The following is a 17,150-nucleotide window of genomic DNA, read 5'->3' as shown; positions in this document are numbered from 1 at the left end:
AGGATTGAAGCGGGGAACGGAAGGCTCCAAGATACAACCTAGTATCGGAATCGAGTCCACTGCCAACCATCCATGATTAAGGAAACTGAATGTCCGGCGTGAACCACCGTAATTAATTAGTAGCGAAATAGGTTGATACGCTGCGCTCAAAAGAGCAAGGGGAAAAGTAGGAGGCTCCTACCACTACCTACAAAGACCTTTAAAGTACCCCGGTTCTGAGGACAAATCTAAAGATGGAAAGCCCATATAAACGGAACGTTTTAAGTCCTCCTGGACTCTGAGAGTATGGTCGATACCTCAGTAGTGATAAGTGTAAGCGCAAGTCCTAGAGGATGTGAGATGCGACCAGAAGCTAATGCCCTACTGTAACGGTCGGGATATGCCAACAGGTCACGGTTTGATTGCAAGAATAGAGTCAAGTAGGTGTATAAATGACGCAAGCGAGTTTAAAGAAAGGATTTGAGAAATCAAAGCCAATCAAGACTACGAATAACGTATGGAAAACTATCCCATGGCCTAAAGTTCAACGGAAAGTGTTTAAGCTCCAAAAGAGGATATTTCAAGCAGCTAAATCGGGACAGGACGCAAAAGCGAGAAGGTGGCAACGTCTATTGGTGAAGTCATATTACGCCCGGCTCTTAGCAGTGCGACTGTAGGGGCGGGTTCCACGGTCAGCCATGCTTCCCAACAGTCAGCTTAATGAACCCGCCCCTCTCAAGATAGTCAAGGAAAGAGGACGGCTGGAGTAGATGGAGTGATAGCAATATCCCCCAAACAAAGGTTAGACCTAACCGAGAAAATTCAAGGGAATCTCAAAGCAAAACCCTACATGGTCCGTTACCAGAAAGTTTTTCGTTTCTATGCCAAGTCTCTCAATGTAACGCACCCTACACGGGTTTGGATACCAAAACCTGGAAGGGATGAAAAAAGCTGGAATAGGAATACTCACAATCCAAGATAGAGCTAGGCAAGCCTTGGTTAAATCGGCACTTGAGCCTGAATGGGAATCAAGATTCGAAAGTACGAGCTATGGGTTCCGTCCAGGACGGTCTGCCCAAGATGCAATAGCGCGTATTTACCTAAGTATAAAACACGGAAGTTACTACGTTCTGGATGCGGATATAGCAAAATGCTCTTACCGTGAAGCATGATTACCTACTGTCAAAAATTCATTGTCCAAGTAGCCTAAAAAGAGACCTGAGAAAATGGCTCAAAGCGGGTGTACTAGATAACGGTGTATTTGAAGATACAGAAACCGGGACACCTCAAGGAGGGGTAATAAGTCCAATACTCGCCAACATCGCACTGGATGATATGGAAAGGCTAGTCAAAGAAATTTATCCTAATAAAGGGACGACTATTCAGGTCAACCTAATACGATATGTCGATGATTTTGTGGTCATCTCAAAAGACCTAGGAATCATCGAACAGTGCCAAACTGCTATTTCTGAATGGCTAAAACCTGTAGGATTATAAATTAAACCCGAAAAGACTCGTATCTGCCATACGCTCAATCACATTGAGTACAATGGAAAGATAGAGGAACCAGGGTTCGACTTTCTCGGTTTCAATATCAGGCAATACCCAACAGGAAAATATAAATCTGGAAAAACAGGAGGGGCAGCGAGCCGATTAATCGGACATCAAACCCACATTAAACCCAGTAAGAAAGCAGTTAAAGCCCACACAGAAGTGATTAAGGGTGTAATCAAACAATATAAAACCGCACCTCAATCATCCCTGATCAACAAACTAAACCCAATTATTCGGGGATGGTCAAATTACTACTCATGGGTAGTTTCAACTAAAACCTTCAATAAGCTAGACCAGACAGTCTGGCAAATGTTACGGGCATGAACAGGCTCAAGATGCGGAAAGGCAAGTTACGAAAAGCTCAGTAAATGTTTCAGACCGGGAACGGTCAAACTCAGTAACGGGAAAGAAAGGCATGAATCTTGGTTATTCAAAACCGAGGATGGATACCTACTATGGAAACATAACTGGACTCCAATTGTCCGACACACCCTAATACGCCCTGACGCAACACTTTATGACGGAAATTGGATTTACTGGGGAACCAAAAAAGGACAAGCAACCGACACGCCAAATAGGGTAGCAAAACTACTCAAAATGCCAAAAGGCAGGTGTGCCTGGCGTGGGTTATACTTTACCCCATCAGATTTAGTAGAAGTAGACCACATTGTACCTCAAAGCCTCGGCGGAAAGGACGTATACAAGAATCTTCAGCTATTACACCGCCACTGTCATCATGATCAAACGGCGCTAGACAACGCCAATGCTGCATCCTTAACAATGGAGCAATCTGCGCGTGCGTCACATCATGAAGTTTTTCGTGTCTATGCCAATTATCGGGATGTGGAAGCACCACTAGAGCCCTATGATGGGAAACTATCACCTACGGTTTTGAATGGGAGGGGGAAATGGTGACATCTCTCTCGACCCCTAATCCTAGAATACAGACATCAACTCAAAACTATATTAAATATGCCTAAGTCAAAAAGCGATCGCATTAATCCCAGAAATCTCGACCCAGAACTTTATGAGCGTCTGAAAGCAGAGTCCAAAGCACCCTATCGAGGACTGCGACAGTTTATATATGTATCCTTCGCCGCCTCTGGATTAATTGGGGCGGTAGTATTTTTGGCTCAACTCCTGTCAGGAAGGGATGTAGCGACCGCCTTACCCAACTTTGCGCTTCAGGTGGGGGTCGTAGCCTTAATGGTGTGGCTGTTTCGCCTGGAGCAGCGATCGCCCAAATCCAAGTAACAAAACTTCATGTCCCTAGACAAAAATACATATTGCGCAAACAACCGACAAAAAAATAAAGAAAATATTACGAAATTTGAAATTTGGTTATGATATCTGTAATAATAATAACATAAGCTCAATTGGGGTCAGCCCAAATAAAGGCCCTAAATATAAATACCCGTTTTCCTTCAATTGGGGTCAGCCATAGCAGGAACCAAGGACTAAAGCAGGTATTACCCCATAGTTGGGCTGCTGAGGCACTTGTTAACTCCTGTTTCTGATAAAGACCCTAAACATATTAAATCGATCGCCAGCTATCCAATTGGGTAGCTGGCTATTTTAAGGGGATAATTTAGGTTGAGGGCGAAAAGCTAGGGGGTGCTAATTAAATAGGGAGAGTTGATCGCCTGAACCTTCCCGGTGTTGACTAAAGCCTGATAGACAAATGCTGCTACATCGGCGCGGGTGGCCACACGATTGGGATTGAGTTGGCTTTGGTTAGGATAGTTAACCACCAAATTTCCGGTTGTGGCTCCCGCAACAGAGGGAAGCGCCCAAGCCGGGATCTCGCCTGCATCTTGATAGATGGAGAGGACATCGAGATTGTCCGACTGGTAGCCAAGTCCTTGAGCCAAACCCACAATGCTTTGAATGCGGGTAATGGGGTCATTGGGTCGAAACTGACCGTCAGGAAATCCGGAAATAAACCCACCTTGATAGGCGGATTGAATGGCTTGATAACCCCAGAAGGTGCTGGGAACATCAGGGAATTGAGATCCTGATTGTTGGGCGGCGGGGGTAAAAGCATTTTTGACGATCGCCGCAAACTGTACCCTGGTGACTGGCTCATCAGGACGGAAAGAACCATCATCAAATCCTGACATAATCCCCAGGCTAACTAATGCTTCCATATAGGACTGCGCCCAATGTCCTTGTAGGTCAGAAATAGTGCCAACTTCCAGACCCAAGTTAGGGGGGGTCACAGCCGCCAGCACATATTCAACGGCTCCATAAATGCGGCTTTCGTCGATTTGATTACCTACTGCAGAGATACTGTTACCTCGGGTGGCATTATATACATCGTAGCGCTGGTTATTGCGGATCAGGTTTTGACCCGGATCCCCTGCTGTTCCTAGGTTGGGTTGTGCAGTAGCGATCGCCACAATACCATCACGCTGATTATTTTCGATCAAGTTATTGCGTAAAATCGGTTTAGCCGTATGGGAAATCATCACCCCGTCCATGTTTTCCACAATCTGGTTTTCCACAATTTTCGGGGCGGAATCATCATTAATGGAAATACCAAAACCAGTATTTTGAAAGAGATTTCCCCTAATTAGTCCACCACCAGAACGAGCCACCGAAATACCATTACCATCATTTTGGGCAAAAATATTGTTAGTAATCGTGGCGTTACCTTCAGCACTGATAAAAACCCCATCCCGTTTGCTATTGACAAAGGTTGAGTTACTGATGGTCGGGTTAGACGATTCAACCCATATCCCAGTCCCTCTGGTGTTGGGGTTGGTAATGGTCACTCCCAAAATTTGAGGGTCTCCCAAGGTTCTGATAGTCGCATTTTGACGAGCCAGACTGGGACTGACAAAATTACCCCCACCAATAATCAGCACATTCCGACCATTATTAGACTGATCACCCAGTAGGATAACCCCTGGTTGGATGTTAATCGGAAATGCCTCCCCCGTGTCTGGGCTATAGGTTCCGGGAGCCAACTTAATAGTCGTGCCGGCGGTAGCCCTGGACATAGCATAAGTGATGGTACGGAAAGGAGCTGCTTGAGAACCGGTTACCGTGTCGTTGTCGGTTCCGGTGGAGGGGTTAACGTAGATGATTTGGGCTTGTACTAGGTATTCTGGGGAGTTTTGGGAGGTTGGTAATTCATTGGCGATCGCTTTAGGAGTTATGGCTAAATCGGCGATCGCGCCTAAGATTAAGGGGGTAGCTAGTAAACTCATACCCCGCCGCCAAGACCATAGCCGGAACCCAAAAGCCTTTTGGCTCCATGTATGATAGCTGTCGGCCGCCTTGTTAGTGAGAAAATACTTATCTTTCATGTAATCGACTTAATATTGGGGTTTATATGCAACCATACCCAGGTAACTGGAATCGGAAAACCGATATAAAGTTCCATATACCTAGGCAGTGGGGACAAGATTTTGAACATCTCTGAGAATTTTAGCTGATGCGGACAACAACTGAACCAAATCGGGAACTTTTATTTTCACTTCTTCAAAGCCGCTATCCCCCAACTGATAGGGGATTTAACCATTTTCTGGAGATTGATTGAGGCGATCGACTTCTTTGCGAAAAATTTTTTGGAACCTTCTGGCAACCCCGTCCGTCATTTTTGTAGATGTCAGCGCTCTACTTGGCCTGTTACTGCCAGTGCGATCCGAAACAAGCCCCAGGGCATAACTAACTTGCTTGCCTTGCTTAAACGGAGACAGTTGGCCATTCCCAGCACCCAAGCAATTACAAACCTCAAAAATGTAGTGTTTGTAACTGCTCGTGTATCGGGTGTTTAGAGGAGTTTCTTGTTAAAATTGGTTCAGCTATTGCCAGGGCAACGATTATCTGTTAAGCTAGTTGTGATTTTTTGCGATCTCCCTATAATGTTGGAGGAATTCTCTTAAATCATAGTTTGAGCGGTAATATCGGCAACAAACCCCATCTAGTTCTAACAGACTTTTCCCGTCTTTTCCTATCACAAATAGGGAAAGAGATTCCGGGTTTCGCTGGCATGGTTCAGGAATACTAAGTGTCAAAACTGGTTTGCCAAATCATCAAAAAAATGGGTAGAAACCCCGTCCTTCTAGGACCGCTTTACATTTACTTAGCTTTAGAATATAATCAAGTATGCCACTAAGACCTTAATTGTACGGTGAGACTCCCAGTGGTGGGACACCTGTTGAAAAGATGACTTACCGAAATGGTAGTCGGTGCAAATGCACTACAGACCCAGCCCCCACAAGCAAAGACGTTAAGCGAGTGAAAAGCATAAATCTAAAGTAAACTGAAAGCAAAAGCTAACAGTGTAGCGGCCATTGACACCGCCTTGTGGACTGCTGTTGTATTGGTACATAGGTACGGTACGGCCATGTGGTTGTTACGAGCAATGACTAACATTTGTTGGTTATCTCCTCTAAAGAATCCTCGTGGCTTTAGCCCGATGGAGTGTCAACAGCTTTAGCCAAATTACCGTAAAATTACCCTAAATTTATCGGCAAACCTACCGAATATCCAGACTGCTATTGTAGAATCCCAATTGTCGAAAATTATTCATTTGTCCAACATTTCGTGAGGAGCACTTATGTCACAGGTAGTTGACCCCACCGAGTTTCAAGTCGTTTTTACAGCTGAGGGAGCCGTTATAGTCGGTAATCCCAACCAATCTAACCGCATTCGGGGAACCGCAGATGCGAATAGCATGCAGGGTGGCGATCTCGCAGATACCCTAACCGCTGGTGACAACCCCAACATGGTTATCTACGGCTTCGGCGGTAATGACTCAATAATTGGTGGCGAAGGCAACAACAAACTATATGGTAACCAAGGAAACGACACCATCTATGGCATAGCAGGTAATAACCTAATCTATGGCGGTCAAGGTGATGACCTAATCTATGGTGGTGATGGTAATAACAGCCTATCCGGTGACAAAGGTAACGATACCCTAGTCGGCGGTACTGGTAATGACATCATACGTGGTGGTGATGGAGAAGATTTAATCTATGGTGGCGGTGGTAATAACCTACTATATGGTGAAAAAGGCAACGATACCATCATAGGTGGCCCCGGTAATGACATTATATACGGCGGTCAAGGTGATGACTTCATACGCGGTGGCGATGGCAATGACTTCCTAGCCGGTGACAAAGGTGACGACACCCTAACAGGTGGTGCTGGTGCTGATACCTTTGCTATCACTGCTAGTGCTAACCTAACCCGCGATGTCATTACCGACTTCAATAGTGCCGAGGGAGACATAATTGCCCTACGCGCTGAGGCCGGATATGACTTAGACTCCTTCCAGACTGTAGCCACTGACGCAGACGCTAGTGGGTTAAGCGGTTTAGTGTACATCCAAAGCACAGGCGTTTTACTATTCAACGGCCTAGAAATAGCCGAGTTCTTGGGTTCTCCAGATATTACAGCTTCCGATTTCGACCTATTCTAAGGTTAAAATCCTTGGCGTAGGAGTTAAGTCGTATTGCCTCCATTTTTGGAATAGCAGATTGCTCCTCGATTCTCAATAGTAATTTGTTTAACAGTAGGGTTAGTAATAACCCTACTTTTTTTATGGCATTAATCACACAGCCTATGGCCGAAGGTATCAGGCAATCAATAGCAAAACTATTCGACTGTTTTCCGGATGAATGGCTTCTCGCCTAGAGAATAGGAGTAGTTTGATCTAATGCTGAAAATTTCTAAACATGAGATTTAGGACATTACCTGATCAGATATTCTCAAGCCCGAGGCCATCTAGCCGTTAGTACCCTTTTCAGCCTTGTTAACACTATTACACTCAATGGATAGTTTGACCTAAGCCATGAGCCTTTGTAAAAGGAAAGTCCCTAACTATGTCACAGTTTATTGAAACCCCTCAAATTGAAGAATTGCCCGACGGAAGTTTAATCTTTCGAGGGGCTACGGAGCCGCAAAATTTCTTTGCTGGAGGGTCTGGTGATGATATCATTACCGGGGGGGATAGTGATGACACTTTGTATGGTGGCCCTGGCAATGACACTATTGATGGTCGTGGTGGTAATGACCTGATTTTGGGAGAAGAGGGACATGATTCCCTTATCGGTGGTTCTGGTGATGATACTATCTATGGTGGCGAAGGAAACGATACCATCGACGGTCAAGAAAGATCAGGAATAATGGATGATTATTATGTTTGATGTATGGCGGCGGGGGGAAAGTTGTTAATGATCATGATCATCTTTCGGGGGAACAGGATCATAGCCGCCTGGGTGAAGGGGATGACAGCGCAAAATACGAGCGATCGCCATCCATCCACCCCGAAAAATGCCAAAGCGATCTATTGCTTCCATAGCATATTCTGAACAAGTGGGATAAAAGCGACAAGCGGGAGGAAGCACCGGAGAAATCAATGACTTATAACCCTTAATCAAACCAATTAATATCTGTTTCATCTCAACTATCCAACATGACAACTTGGGGAGCTAATACCATAGTATCCTGTTCTTGAATAATGCGTCCAATACCGAGAAACTGACCGGATTGGTCATCTACCCGTAACACGGCATCGACATTTCCCGCGACGGGAACCCGCTGTCCGTGACACCAACGTTTTGCATCTTCGGAACCTAGGGCGATCGCCTGTAAATGAGTCAAAGCCAGAGAGGGGTCAAGGGGTTTAAACTTTTCCCGCTTGACCAGATCTTCCAACTCTTCGATAGTCAAACTATTTGCCAAGCTAAACCCACTGGACTGTAGGCGAACTAAACCCGCGAGAGTCCCCCCAGTGTTCAGACGTTCCCCCAAATCCCTAGCAATAGAACGGATATAAGTTCCCGGACCACAGGCGATCGCCAATTCCACCTCTGGAAACTCCCCAGATCGCCAACTCAAAACATCCAACCCAAACACCTCCACCGTCCGGGTGGGAACTTCCACCACCTCACCCCGTCTGGCTCTCTCATATAAGCGCTTCCCCCCCACATGAATAGCACTATAATAGGGTGGCTTTTGCTCAATTTTACCGATAAATTCAGGCAACAGGGCGGCGATATGTTCCAGTTGCAAATGAGAAGCCGATCGCACCTGTAAAGTTTCCCCCTCCAGGTCATCGGTGGCGGTGGTAATTCCAAAGCGAATCACTCCCCGATAGGCTTTCTCAGAGGACAGAAATTGCAGCAGGCGGGTAGCCCTTCCCAATGCAATAGGTAGCACCCCAGTCGCGGCAGGATCAAGGGTGCCTGCGTGTCCTACCCGCTTTAGGTGTAACATACGCCGAACCCTTGCCACACAGTCATGGGAAGTCCACTCCTGTGGCTTATTCAAATTAAGGAACCCCTGAAAATCGGCCATCAATCTTAAATAGTGATCTGATCAATTGCGGTAAAATCGGCGGAAGTGAGATTATCCACACCAACCACAATAGCCACAAAAGCGCGATTAGGATCGAAACTTTGCCTAAGTCGGATCACGGTGCTATCTTCTAGTTCCCCTTCCAGTCCCACAGAAGTACCGGAGACAAACTCTAGGTTAGTAGATCGCAGACCACCCGTGAGCAAAATTTGATCGTCACTCCGAGTATAATCCATAATGACATCGGCTTCGCGAATGTTGACTCCCCCACTGAGGGAACTCACCACAAAGGAATCGCGACCCTCCCCACCAATGAGAGTATCAGCGCCAGTGTCTCCCGACAGCAGATCATTCCCGTCGCCACCATACAGGATATCATCGTTTTTACCACCGAAGAGGGTATCGTTTCCATCCCCTCCATACAGCCAGTCATTAGCTAAATTGCCAAACAACAGATCATCTCCGGCTTCACCATAGAGGGTATCTGCTTCTTGACCGCCATAGAGGGTATCATTACCATTGCCCCCATAAAGCAAATCCCGGCCTTGGTTGCCAAATAATAGGTCATTTCCGGCTTCTCCCAACAGGGTATCAGAACCGGCCTTACCATAGATGGTATCATTGTTGCTACCCCCCAATAAGGAGTCGGGTCCGTCACCTCCAATAATGCGATCGGCGGCACCAGTCCCCCTCACGGTTTCCCCGGCTGAGTCGGTGACAGTAATTTCATTAACTGAACCATTGCTACTCAGGGTTTCCCCAAAGTCGGAAGTTCCATTTCCCAAATTATCACCGGAATTATTAGTTTCTCCGTTGACGGAACCTTCTGGGGGGATAATCAGATCAGCGGGTAAGGTATCCACACCGAATAGCTCATCTAAAATCCGTGGATCGATTATAACTCCTACAGATGACATAATAACTCCTAATTTTTTTTAAGTGGGTTTTATTGACTGGAATAAATACCCCGTTCCCTTAATTGTTGCATAAAAAACTCTTCTAGGGAAAGGCGGGATAAATTCATCGATATCAGTTGAGCATTGATATCCTGTAGATGGGCGATAAATTCCTGGGGGTTGCCTTGCAGATTACCGCGCCAATAGTCTTGTTCGATTTCCAAGTTGGTTACCCATTCCTCCAGTTGTTGAGGATTACCACCTTTGCCACTCACGGAATAGGTTTCAGTGATTCCTAATAATTCATCCAAAGAACCGATGGAAATGAGTGCTCCTCGTGATAAAATGGCAACGCGATCGCATATTTTTTCGACATCTGACAGGACATGACTGTTAAAAAATATGGTTTTTCCTTGCTGTTTGAGTGATAAAATAATCTCTCGGATTTGATAACGACCCATCGGATCCAGACCGGACATTGGTTCATCTAAAAATACTATTTCCGGGTCATTAATTAAGGCTTGAGCCATGCCAATCCGTTGTAGCATTCCCTTAGAATACTGTCGCATCTGTTTTTTGATGGCCGCTGATTTTGCCAGTCCGACTAAATCCAATAATTCGGGAATCCTTTGGCGACTAACTGCTTTCGGGATTTGGAAAAGTTCCGCCGCCAACTCTAAAAATTCCCACCCGGTCAGATAGTCATAAAAATAGGGGTTTTCTGGCAAATAACCCACTCGCTGTTTGACTTGGCGATCGCCAATAGGTTTCCCCAATAAATAAGCTGCGCCAGAAGTGGGACGCACCAAACCTAGTAACACTTTAAATAAAGTCGTTTTCCCGGCTCCATTTTGTCCCAAAAGCCCAAAAGTTTCCCCCTGATATATACTCAGACTACAATTAATCAGGGATTCAATTTTTTGATTCATCCAAAATCCCGTCCGGTAAAATTTACCTAACTTCTCGGTGATCACTACCGCCGGGGGTAAAGATTTCGGTGATTGGGGGGGTATAGTTTCAGCCTGATTCATCGGTTTTTGCTTATATGAAGACGCTCGATCTCAATCTTAATACAAATGTTCATAGCTAGGTTTAACCCGGCATCTAAAGCCTTTTGACTGGCTTCTGGGTGGCTGATTCCCAACTGACCCCAGACGGTTTTCGCGCCAACGGCGATCGCCTCATCAACAATTTCTGGCAGATATTGCGAACCTCGAAAAACATTGACAATATCAATCGTTTCCGGGACCGCCTGCAAATTCGGATAACAAGGTTGACCGTTGACCTCTGTCAATAAAGGATTCACCGGATAGACCCGATAGCCCCGGTTTCGCAAAAATTCAGCCACCATGTAACTAGGGCGCGAGGGTTTGTCGGAATGACCATAAACGGCGATCGTCTGCGACTCCGCCAACACCTGAGCCATTGCGGTATCATCTTGGTTGAGATCAAGCATATTCTGCATATCCTCAGACTTTAGGGCCGATGATAACCCCATCGCGGCGTTTTCCGCATCTGGAAAAGGGAAGATCTTGATTGAATCTAGTTGCTACTGGGAGTCGATAACCTTGAACCGATTTACCGATAATCATACCGAGCATCATACCGAGCATCATACCGATAATAATTATGCCCCACCATCACCACCATACCTAGATGGTTGGTCCTTACATGGACGAGATCCTGAGTTTGTCCGATCGCTAATGCCAGTTTTGGGATGGTTTTACCAGCACTATTTTCGGGTCAAAATGGACGGCTGGCAGCATCTTCGAGACTCAGGGAGAATGTTAATTGTCGGTTCCCATAATGGTGGCTTGGCTGCACCAGATATGCACATGGGTTTATATGGCTGGGCCGATCGCTTTGGCTGCGATCGCCCTCTATATGGTTTAATGCACCCCAAAGTCTGGGAAATGTCCCCCACAGTTGCTACTCAAGCCGTGCGGTGTGGTGCTATTCGCGCCCATCCCCGAATGGCGATCGCCGCCTTACAAGCAGATTATCCCGTTTTGGTTTATCCAGGGGGGCCAGAAGATGTGTTTCGCCCCCACAATATGAGAAATCAGATTTATTTTGCTGGGCGGCGTGGGTTTATTAAATTGGCCTTACGCACCGGGTCCCCTATTGTTCCCCTCATTTCCCATGGAGCCCATGATACCCTCATTGTCCTCGCTGATTGTTATCAACAGGCTAAGATCCTCCATGATTTGGGGATGCCTTGGTTACTCGATATTGACCCGGAAGTGTTCCCCATTTATTTGGGACTCCCCTGGGGGTTAAGTATTGGTCCTTTGCCTAATATCCCTTTACCAGGGGAAATCTATATTCGCATCTGTGAACCTATTGTCTTTCAACGCTATGGTCGAGAGGCGGCGGGCGATCGTGATTATGTCGAGTCCTGTTACCAATTGGTCAAAACTCAGATGCAACACCAACTCGATCGCCTTGTCCTCCAGGTCGAGAAATCCTGAGTTTCCCTCTCTGGATAGTTATGCAAATCTTAAATCTTTATTAATTTGGAAAACTGCGATCGACAAAAATTCGCACCCAAAATTTAATCACAACAGCTATAATCCCCCAATTATCGCCCTTCTTCCCTCAACCCCATCCCTCAATCATCATGATTTACCGTTCGGGATCAAGGTATTCCTAATTAGTCGCTATTGCTACCCGGTTCAAATTCTGGCATAATTAGTCAGTAGCTCAATACAGTTATCCGTTCTTTCATTTTTTTTGCCTGCTACTAACCATCCGTTAAATATCTCCTCTTAATGTCGTGGTAATCTGGCTAAATAGTCAGGAATTACCCGACAAATTTTGGGGTTAATTAGCGCCAAATTTAAACCCAGTAAAAAAACCATTTTAAATGTCTACCAAACAAATCATCCGTTGTCCGAATTGCGGTTCTTACGCCGAACGCTATCGCAGCAATACAGTCATTAAAACCCAGTGTCACACCTGTGACTATTTAATGATTACCTGTTCTGAAACCGGAAAAGTCTTTGAAGCCTACGCCCCTGGCTTATATGCCAGTGTATTGCAAGCCGTCAGCTAATCTATAAACTGATTTATGGCCACCCTGTTCCCAGGGTGGTCTCGTTGACAAAGCCTAATTAACTCAATATATTAAGAAATATTAATCATCTCCCTAAGACATCTATGACTAATTCCATTGAAATCTATACTTGGAGTAGCTGTCCATTTTGTTTACGAGCTAAGGCTCTCCTCAAACGCAAAGGCTGGGAGTTTACCGAATATGTGATTGATGGAGATGAAGAAGCTCGCGATCGCATGGCTGCTAAATCCAATGGACGGCGTTCTGTTCCCCAAGTCTTCATCAATGGTCGCCATATTGGTGGCTGTGATGACCTCCACGCCTTAGAAGCCCAAGGTCAGCTTGATTCCCTACTTAGCGCTTAGTTTAACAAAACCCCCAGCAGCAGTCTGGGGGTCGTCCTGATAACTTTTATTAATATCATTAATGAAATTTGCTTTTATTATTGACCCCATCGCTAATCTAAATCCCGCCCACGATAGCACTGTTGCTATCATGGAAGCCGCCCAAGTAATGGGTCATGAAATTTGGATTACTCAAAGCCATCAACTAAGTGTAATTGCTGGGAAAGCCTGGGGAACCCTCACCTCCCTTCATTTGACTCCTATTACTAGGCGAGATCAGACTTGGGTGGTCAACTCCCCCTGGTTTGAGTTGGGCGCTTCCACATTACAGCCCTTAGAAGCCATGGATGCAGTGTTTATGCGGGTTGACCCCCCCGTAACTGTTTCTTACCTATATACCACTTATATTCTCGACTATATCGACCCCACCAAAACTTTAACCGTTAATGCTCCCCAAGGGTTACGCGCTGCTAATGAAAAAATGTATGCCCTCCAGTTTGCTGATGTCATTCCTAAAACTATTGTTAGCCGCAAAAAAAAGGTGATTCGGGAATTTGTCGAACATGAGGGCGCAGCAGTTTTAAAACCTTTGGGTGGTAAGGCGGGTGAGGGTATTTTGTTTCTGGAACCAGACGATCGCAACTTTAATTCCCTCGTGGAAATTAGCACCCGCCAAGGTGTTGAACCTGTCATGATTCAAACCTACTTACCCGCCGCCAAAGATGGCGATAAACGCATTATCTTGTTAAATGGTGAACCTATTGGGGCTGTTAATCGCATTCCTACTGGTAAAGAGTTTCGGGGAAATATGGCCGTCGGCGGTCGCGTCGCTCAAACTAAAATAAGCGATCGAGAGTTGCATATTTGTCGCCGAGTTGCCCCCAAATTAATTGAATCCGGACTATATTTCGTCGGTCTTGATGTCATTGGTGGTTATCTCACAGAAGTTAATGTCACCAGTCCTACTGGGATTAGGGAAATCGATTTACTAGACCATGTAAGTTTGGGTTCTCAGGTGATTCAATGGGTAACCTCTCAAGTTACCCAAATGATTCATAATTCCTGATACATTACCCCGTCGGTTCCCTTTTTCTTAGGGGTTGTGGAGAATAAAAAATTCATATCCATACCATTCGTGATACTCGCGATATATTTCCACCTCCCGTTTTTCCATGTCTAAAATTTTCAACCCCTCCTGATTGTCTTGATAAATTCTATAAAGATGATTAATCCTCTCCTCCAAGGGGTTATAGTAATTTAACCAACCCCTCTCTGGTAGCGTGAATTGGTTAATTATTTCATATCCGCAATTAGCAATAATCTCCGATAACTCCCATAGATTTTTCATGGCTGGATAATCAGCTTGCCAAAAATCATAAACCTCCGACGGTGGATTATCCCGTAACCACACTAACTCACTCACCATCATATAACCACCCGATTTGAGATAGGATTTTAATTGCTTTAATCCCGTCTCGAAACCCATAATATAGATGGAACCCTCAGCCCAAATAATATCAAAACTAGATGGCGGAAAATTTAGGGATGACATACTTTGATTTAAACAGGTTATCCTCTCCCCAAAACCTTCGGCGATCGCCTTTTGTTTAAGACTTTCTAAATAAGGTTGATGAATATCGATCGCCGTAATTTCTCCATCCGTTAATCTCGCTAATTCCAGAGTGGACGACCCCGGACCACAACCTATATCTAAAATCTTCCGTTGAGACAAACTTGGTAGCATCCTAAACCCTTGTCTAGTATACTCATCACCCCCCGGACTTTCCCTCAATAAATCCCTATGAATTTCCCAAAAAATCTCATTCATCATTAACTTTTCGCCTGAAAATCTTTAAAAATTGTCTGAAACCCGTACATCAATCTATGTACATTATTAACATCACCCGGAATTATACCACACTCCCATTTTCGCTTCCGACTCGCTAACAACTTCCCCGCTACTTCTGACACACTATTCGACACAAAATAACAATCTCCCGCTACCCGTAACTCCGAGGCTAAAGATAAAAACGCTTGGGCTACTTCTGGCTGTAATTGGGAGGCAGAATATTCACAATTAACCCCCAATAAAATCCGCGACGCGCGAGGTTCCCGCCCGTTATTTCGACAAGCATCCGCCTCCATTTTATATAATACGCAGATATCGCAATCATACAAAACTCGCAGCCGCCCGTGGACTTTCACCCCGATATGTATTTCTAAAGGTGGCTTATTGGCAAATTCAATAAGTCCGTGAGTATAGGGCTGTATTTGCTCATAGATTTTCCCCGGACGTTGACGAAATATTAACCTATCTGTAGCCTGTTTCGTCACATCCTTATAGCTGACTTTACCTCCCTCATTTTTTGCCCCTGTCACCAAGATATTAAATATGTAACAATTAAACAGGTTCCTCAGTTGTTGATATCTCCTGAGATTTGGGTTAACGATCGCCTCTAAATTTCCCTTAATTTCCGTCAACAATGATGGCTGATTTTTGCCGGAATTGACCCGCAACTTTCCTAGGGTTTTTCTGACCTGTTCAGCCGCGGCTAATCTTTCTAAAATTTCCGGCTGATAAAACTTGACAAATTCCCCCGTTTGTGCTAGGGTTGAATGCCAGCATATTTCTGATTTTAAATCTGTAGTCAGTCCTTGATTATCTAATAGAGCCGCTATTTCTTGCTCCATTTCCACCCCAGAAATCACAGTGCGATCGATAGCATCAATCAGCATTGATAACTGTTCCTGGGGGCTATAATACGCCAATTTGAGGTCAGGGGATTTTCTCCCCATAACCATTTCCTCAACCGTTTTTCCAGCCGTTAAAATCTCCTCTACCTGTTCAGCGATCCATCCCAATTCTAACTGATTAAGTATTTCGACCAGTTCATCATAAATAGTCCCGCAATTATGTTCGTCCATACTGTTTAAAAACATAACAACCCCACACCTCCACCAGCACTATGGGGGAGGCGACTAATCATATTGTAGCTGATCAATGGCAAAATATGACTTAAAAATCAACTTTTTTTGATCAAAACAGCCCCCAGGACCTGGAAAAGCCACCAGGGGTGAGGGTTTTGGTGGAAGTTAAAACTTAGGTTCAGCGGGTTGACTCTTGAGGAATTCGGTATTAACGCCGGACTCCCGTGTGAGGGCGATTTTACCAGTCCGAGAAATTTCGCGGATGCCAAATTTACTCAATACCTGAACGATCGCCACCATTTTACCAGGGTCTCCGACCACCTCAATAGTCAGGGAGTCATCCCCAATATCAACCACCCGCGCGCGAAAAATCTGAGCCAACTCAATAATCTCGGAACGAATAGCACTGCTAGGGGAGTTAACCTTCAATAACATCAACTCCCGTTCCACACAGGGAACCTCAGTAATATCAAGTACCTTGAGAACATTAATCAGCTTGTAGAGTTGCTTAGTCAACTGCTCAATAATGCGATCGTCCCCAGGGACCACCATAGTAATTCGGGAAACCCCAGATTTTTCAGCAGGTCCAACAGCCAGGCTTTCAATATTAAATCCACGACGAGCAAACAAACCAGCAATGCGCGTCAGAACACCCGCCTCATCTTCAACTAAAACAGAAAGGGTATGTTTCATAATTTTGTCCCCAGGTATGGATGGCCAGTTATATAACTCAAGCCGAACCCTATTCGTATTGCGTAAGTAATTGTATCCGACAACAGATAAATTTAAACCCGAAAAATCTGGCCATAGCCGGAAGTTTCTGAGTATGGCATCATCTGAAGTGAAGTAATCACGCCAGATTATGTGTCACTCATTGAGCCTTTAACAGTTAGGTTAAAAGCGCTATTGTTGAGCCCATTCTGGTGGCTTATTCAACTGCTTACTACAATATAGCTATAGTCAGCTACTTGATGCTTTGGCCAACCACCTTTCGCCATAGCGTAACTGATACATTTACGCGACATTTTTCCGGTTGTTCCCGGACAATGCGACGATAGCACTATTACCCGTTAAGGTAAC

At 45.1% G+C, this 17,150-nt stretch carries 20 protein-coding genes and 2 pseudogenes; 12 read left to right on the top strand and 10 right to left on the bottom strand.

What is annotated here, in order from left to right:
• Nucleotides 1-431 precede the first annotated feature (431 nt).
• From ACTIE0_RS25050 to ACTIE0_RS17600, 6 genes and pseudogenes are all read left to right on the top strand, one after another.
• Nucleotides 432-656 carry a reverse transcriptase N-terminal domain-containing protein gene (locus ACTIE0_RS25050; protein WP_006669564.1) on the top strand — a complete coding sequence of 75 codons (225 nt, stop codon included), beginning with the start codon at nt 432-434 and terminating at the stop codon, nt 654-656.
• Between the two features lie 21 nt (nt 657-677).
• Nucleotides 678-961 (top strand): annotated as a pseudogene (locus tag ACTIE0_RS25045) (hypothetical protein).
• Nucleotides 962-1,140: 179 nt separating this feature from the next.
• Complete coding sequence (locus ACTIE0_RS25040) at nt 1,141-1,476, top strand: reverse transcriptase/maturase family protein (protein WP_006625465.1); 336 nt, start codon at nt 1,141-1,143, stop codon at nt 1,474-1,476.
• A gap of 216 nt (nt 1,477-1,692) precedes the next feature.
• The gene (locus tag ACTIE0_RS25035; protein WP_006625463.1) at nt 1,693-1,857 is read left to right on the top strand and encodes a group II intron maturase-specific domain-containing protein; all 165 of its coding nucleotides are present in this window, start codon (nt 1,693-1,695) and stop codon (nt 1,855-1,857) included.
• Nucleotides 1,858-2,130: 273 nt separating this feature from the next.
• Nucleotides 2,131-2,448, top strand: coding sequence for an HNH endonuclease (locus ACTIE0_RS25030; protein ID WP_006669562.1), 318 nt, complete (start codon nt 2,131-2,133; stop codon nt 2,446-2,448).
• Nucleotides 2,449-2,505: 57 nt separating this feature from the next.
• On the top strand, nt 2,506-2,787 hold the full coding sequence (locus ACTIE0_RS17600) for a DUF3493 domain-containing protein (protein ID WP_006625462.1): 282 nt from the start codon (nt 2,506-2,508) through the stop codon (nt 2,785-2,787).
• A 353-nt stretch (nt 2,788-3,140) separates the two neighbouring features.
• On the opposite strand, the gene ACTIE0_RS17595 is transcribed toward ACTIE0_RS17600, so the two are convergent.
• Entirely contained in the window at nt 3,141-4,844 is a 1,704-nt protein-coding gene (locus tag ACTIE0_RS17595; RefSeq protein ID WP_006669561.1) for a DUF1565 domain-containing protein, read from the bottom strand.
• Nucleotides 4,845-6,100: 1,256 nt separating this feature from the next.
• Here ACTIE0_RS17595 and ACTIE0_RS17590 point away from each other — a divergent pair.
• A complete protein-coding gene (locus ACTIE0_RS17590) occupies nt 6,101-6,967 on the top strand; it encodes a calcium-binding protein (RefSeq protein ID WP_006669559.1) in 867 nt (288 codons plus the stop codon).
• A gap of 403 nt (nt 6,968-7,370) precedes the next feature.
• A complete protein-coding gene (locus ACTIE0_RS17585; RefSeq protein WP_006625456.1) occupies nt 7,371-7,694 on the top strand; it encodes a calcium-binding protein in 324 nt (107 codons plus the stop codon).
• Nucleotides 7,695-7,718: 24 nt separating this feature from the next.
• Here ACTIE0_RS17585 and yidD read toward each other — a convergent pair whose 3' ends face one another.
• Genes yidD through ACTIE0_RS17560 form a run of 5 tightly spaced genes read right to left on the bottom strand, consistent with a single transcriptional unit; the run spans nt 7,719 to nt 11,199 of the window.
• Nucleotides 7,719-7,949, bottom strand: a complete 231-nt coding sequence (gene yidD, locus ACTIE0_RS17580; RefSeq protein WP_006625455.1) for a membrane protein insertion efficiency factor YidD — start codon at nt 7,947-7,949, stop codon at nt 7,719-7,721.
• 1 nt (nt 7,950) lies between these two features.
• Nucleotides 7,951-8,847 carry a tRNA pseudouridine(55) synthase TruB gene (gene truB, locus ACTIE0_RS17575; RefSeq protein WP_006669558.1) on the bottom strand — a complete coding sequence of 299 codons (897 nt, stop codon included), beginning with the start codon at nt 8,845-8,847 and terminating at the stop codon, nt 7,951-7,953.
• Nucleotides 8,848-8,852: 5 nt separating this feature from the next.
• On the bottom strand, nt 8,853-9,764 hold the full coding sequence (locus ACTIE0_RS17570; RefSeq protein WP_006669557.1) for a calcium-binding protein: 912 nt from the start codon (nt 9,762-9,764) through the stop codon (nt 8,853-8,855).
• A 29-nt stretch (nt 9,765-9,793) separates the two neighbouring features.
• Nucleotides 9,794-10,774: an ABC transporter ATP-binding protein gene (locus ACTIE0_RS17565; RefSeq protein ID WP_006669556.1), complete on the bottom strand. Its 981-nt coding sequence runs from the start codon at nt 10,772-10,774 to the stop codon at nt 9,794-9,796.
• A complete protein-coding gene (locus ACTIE0_RS17560; RefSeq protein WP_006625450.1) occupies nt 10,771-11,199 on the bottom strand; it encodes a CoA-binding protein in 429 nt (142 codons plus the stop codon). Before ACTIE0_RS17560 ends, ACTIE0_RS17565 begins: the two co-directional genes overlap by 4 nt.
• 112 nt (nt 11,200-11,311) lie before the next feature.
• Here ACTIE0_RS17560 and ACTIE0_RS17555 point away from each other — a divergent pair, with 112 nt between their 5' ends.
• From ACTIE0_RS17555 to gshB, 4 genes are all read left to right on the top strand, one after another.
• Nucleotides 11,312-12,214 (top strand): lysophospholipid acyltransferase family protein, encoded by a 903-nt coding sequence (locus ACTIE0_RS17555; protein WP_008050977.1) that lies wholly within the window; start codon nt 11,312-11,314, stop codon nt 12,212-12,214.
• 395 nt (nt 12,215-12,609) lie between these two features.
• Nucleotides 12,610-12,798, top strand: a complete 189-nt coding sequence (locus ACTIE0_RS17550) for a hypothetical protein (protein ID WP_006625446.1) — start codon at nt 12,610-12,612, stop codon at nt 12,796-12,798.
• A gap of 104 nt (nt 12,799-12,902) precedes the next feature.
• Nucleotides 12,903-13,163 carry a glutaredoxin 3 gene (gene grxC, locus ACTIE0_RS17545; RefSeq protein ID WP_006669555.1) on the top strand — a complete coding sequence of 87 codons (261 nt, stop codon included), beginning with the start codon at nt 12,903-12,905 and terminating at the stop codon, nt 13,161-13,163.
• 61 nt (nt 13,164-13,224) lie between these two features.
• Nucleotides 13,225-14,208: a glutathione synthase gene (gene gshB, locus ACTIE0_RS17540; protein ID WP_006625444.1), complete on the top strand. Its 984-nt coding sequence runs from the start codon at nt 13,225-13,227 to the stop codon at nt 14,206-14,208.
• 27 nt (nt 14,209-14,235) lie between these two features.
• On the opposite strand, the gene ACTIE0_RS17535 is transcribed toward gshB, so the two are convergent.
• The 4 genes and pseudogenes from ACTIE0_RS17535 to ACTIE0_RS17520 all read right to left on the bottom strand — a co-directional run.
• Complete coding sequence (locus ACTIE0_RS17535) at nt 14,236-14,973, bottom strand: class I SAM-dependent methyltransferase (protein WP_006625443.1); 738 nt, start codon at nt 14,971-14,973, stop codon at nt 14,236-14,238.
• Nucleotides 14,973-16,082: a hypothetical protein gene (locus ACTIE0_RS17530; RefSeq protein ID WP_006669554.1), complete on the bottom strand. Its 1,110-nt coding sequence runs from the start codon at nt 16,080-16,082 to the stop codon at nt 14,973-14,975. Before ACTIE0_RS17530 ends, ACTIE0_RS17535 begins: the two co-directional genes overlap by 1 nt.
• A gap of 153 nt (nt 16,083-16,235) precedes the next feature.
• Nucleotides 16,236-16,763 (bottom strand): acetolactate synthase small subunit, encoded by a 528-nt coding sequence (ilvN, locus tag ACTIE0_RS17525; RefSeq protein WP_006625441.1) that lies wholly within the window; start codon nt 16,761-16,763, stop codon nt 16,236-16,238.
• A 321-nt stretch (nt 16,764-17,084) separates the two neighbouring features.
• Nucleotides 17,085-17,150, bottom strand: a pseudogene (locus ACTIE0_RS17520) (zinc ribbon domain-containing protein); the annotation flags it as partial.

It is taken from the genome of Limnospira sp., assembly GCF_051859755.1.
GTDB classification, from domain to species: Bacteria; Cyanobacteriota; Cyanobacteriia; order Cyanobacteriales; family Microcoleaceae; genus Limnospira; species Limnospira fusiformis.
The sequence above is the reverse complement of the archived record's forward strand: the minus strand, read 5'-3'. Positions and strand labels throughout refer to the sequence as shown.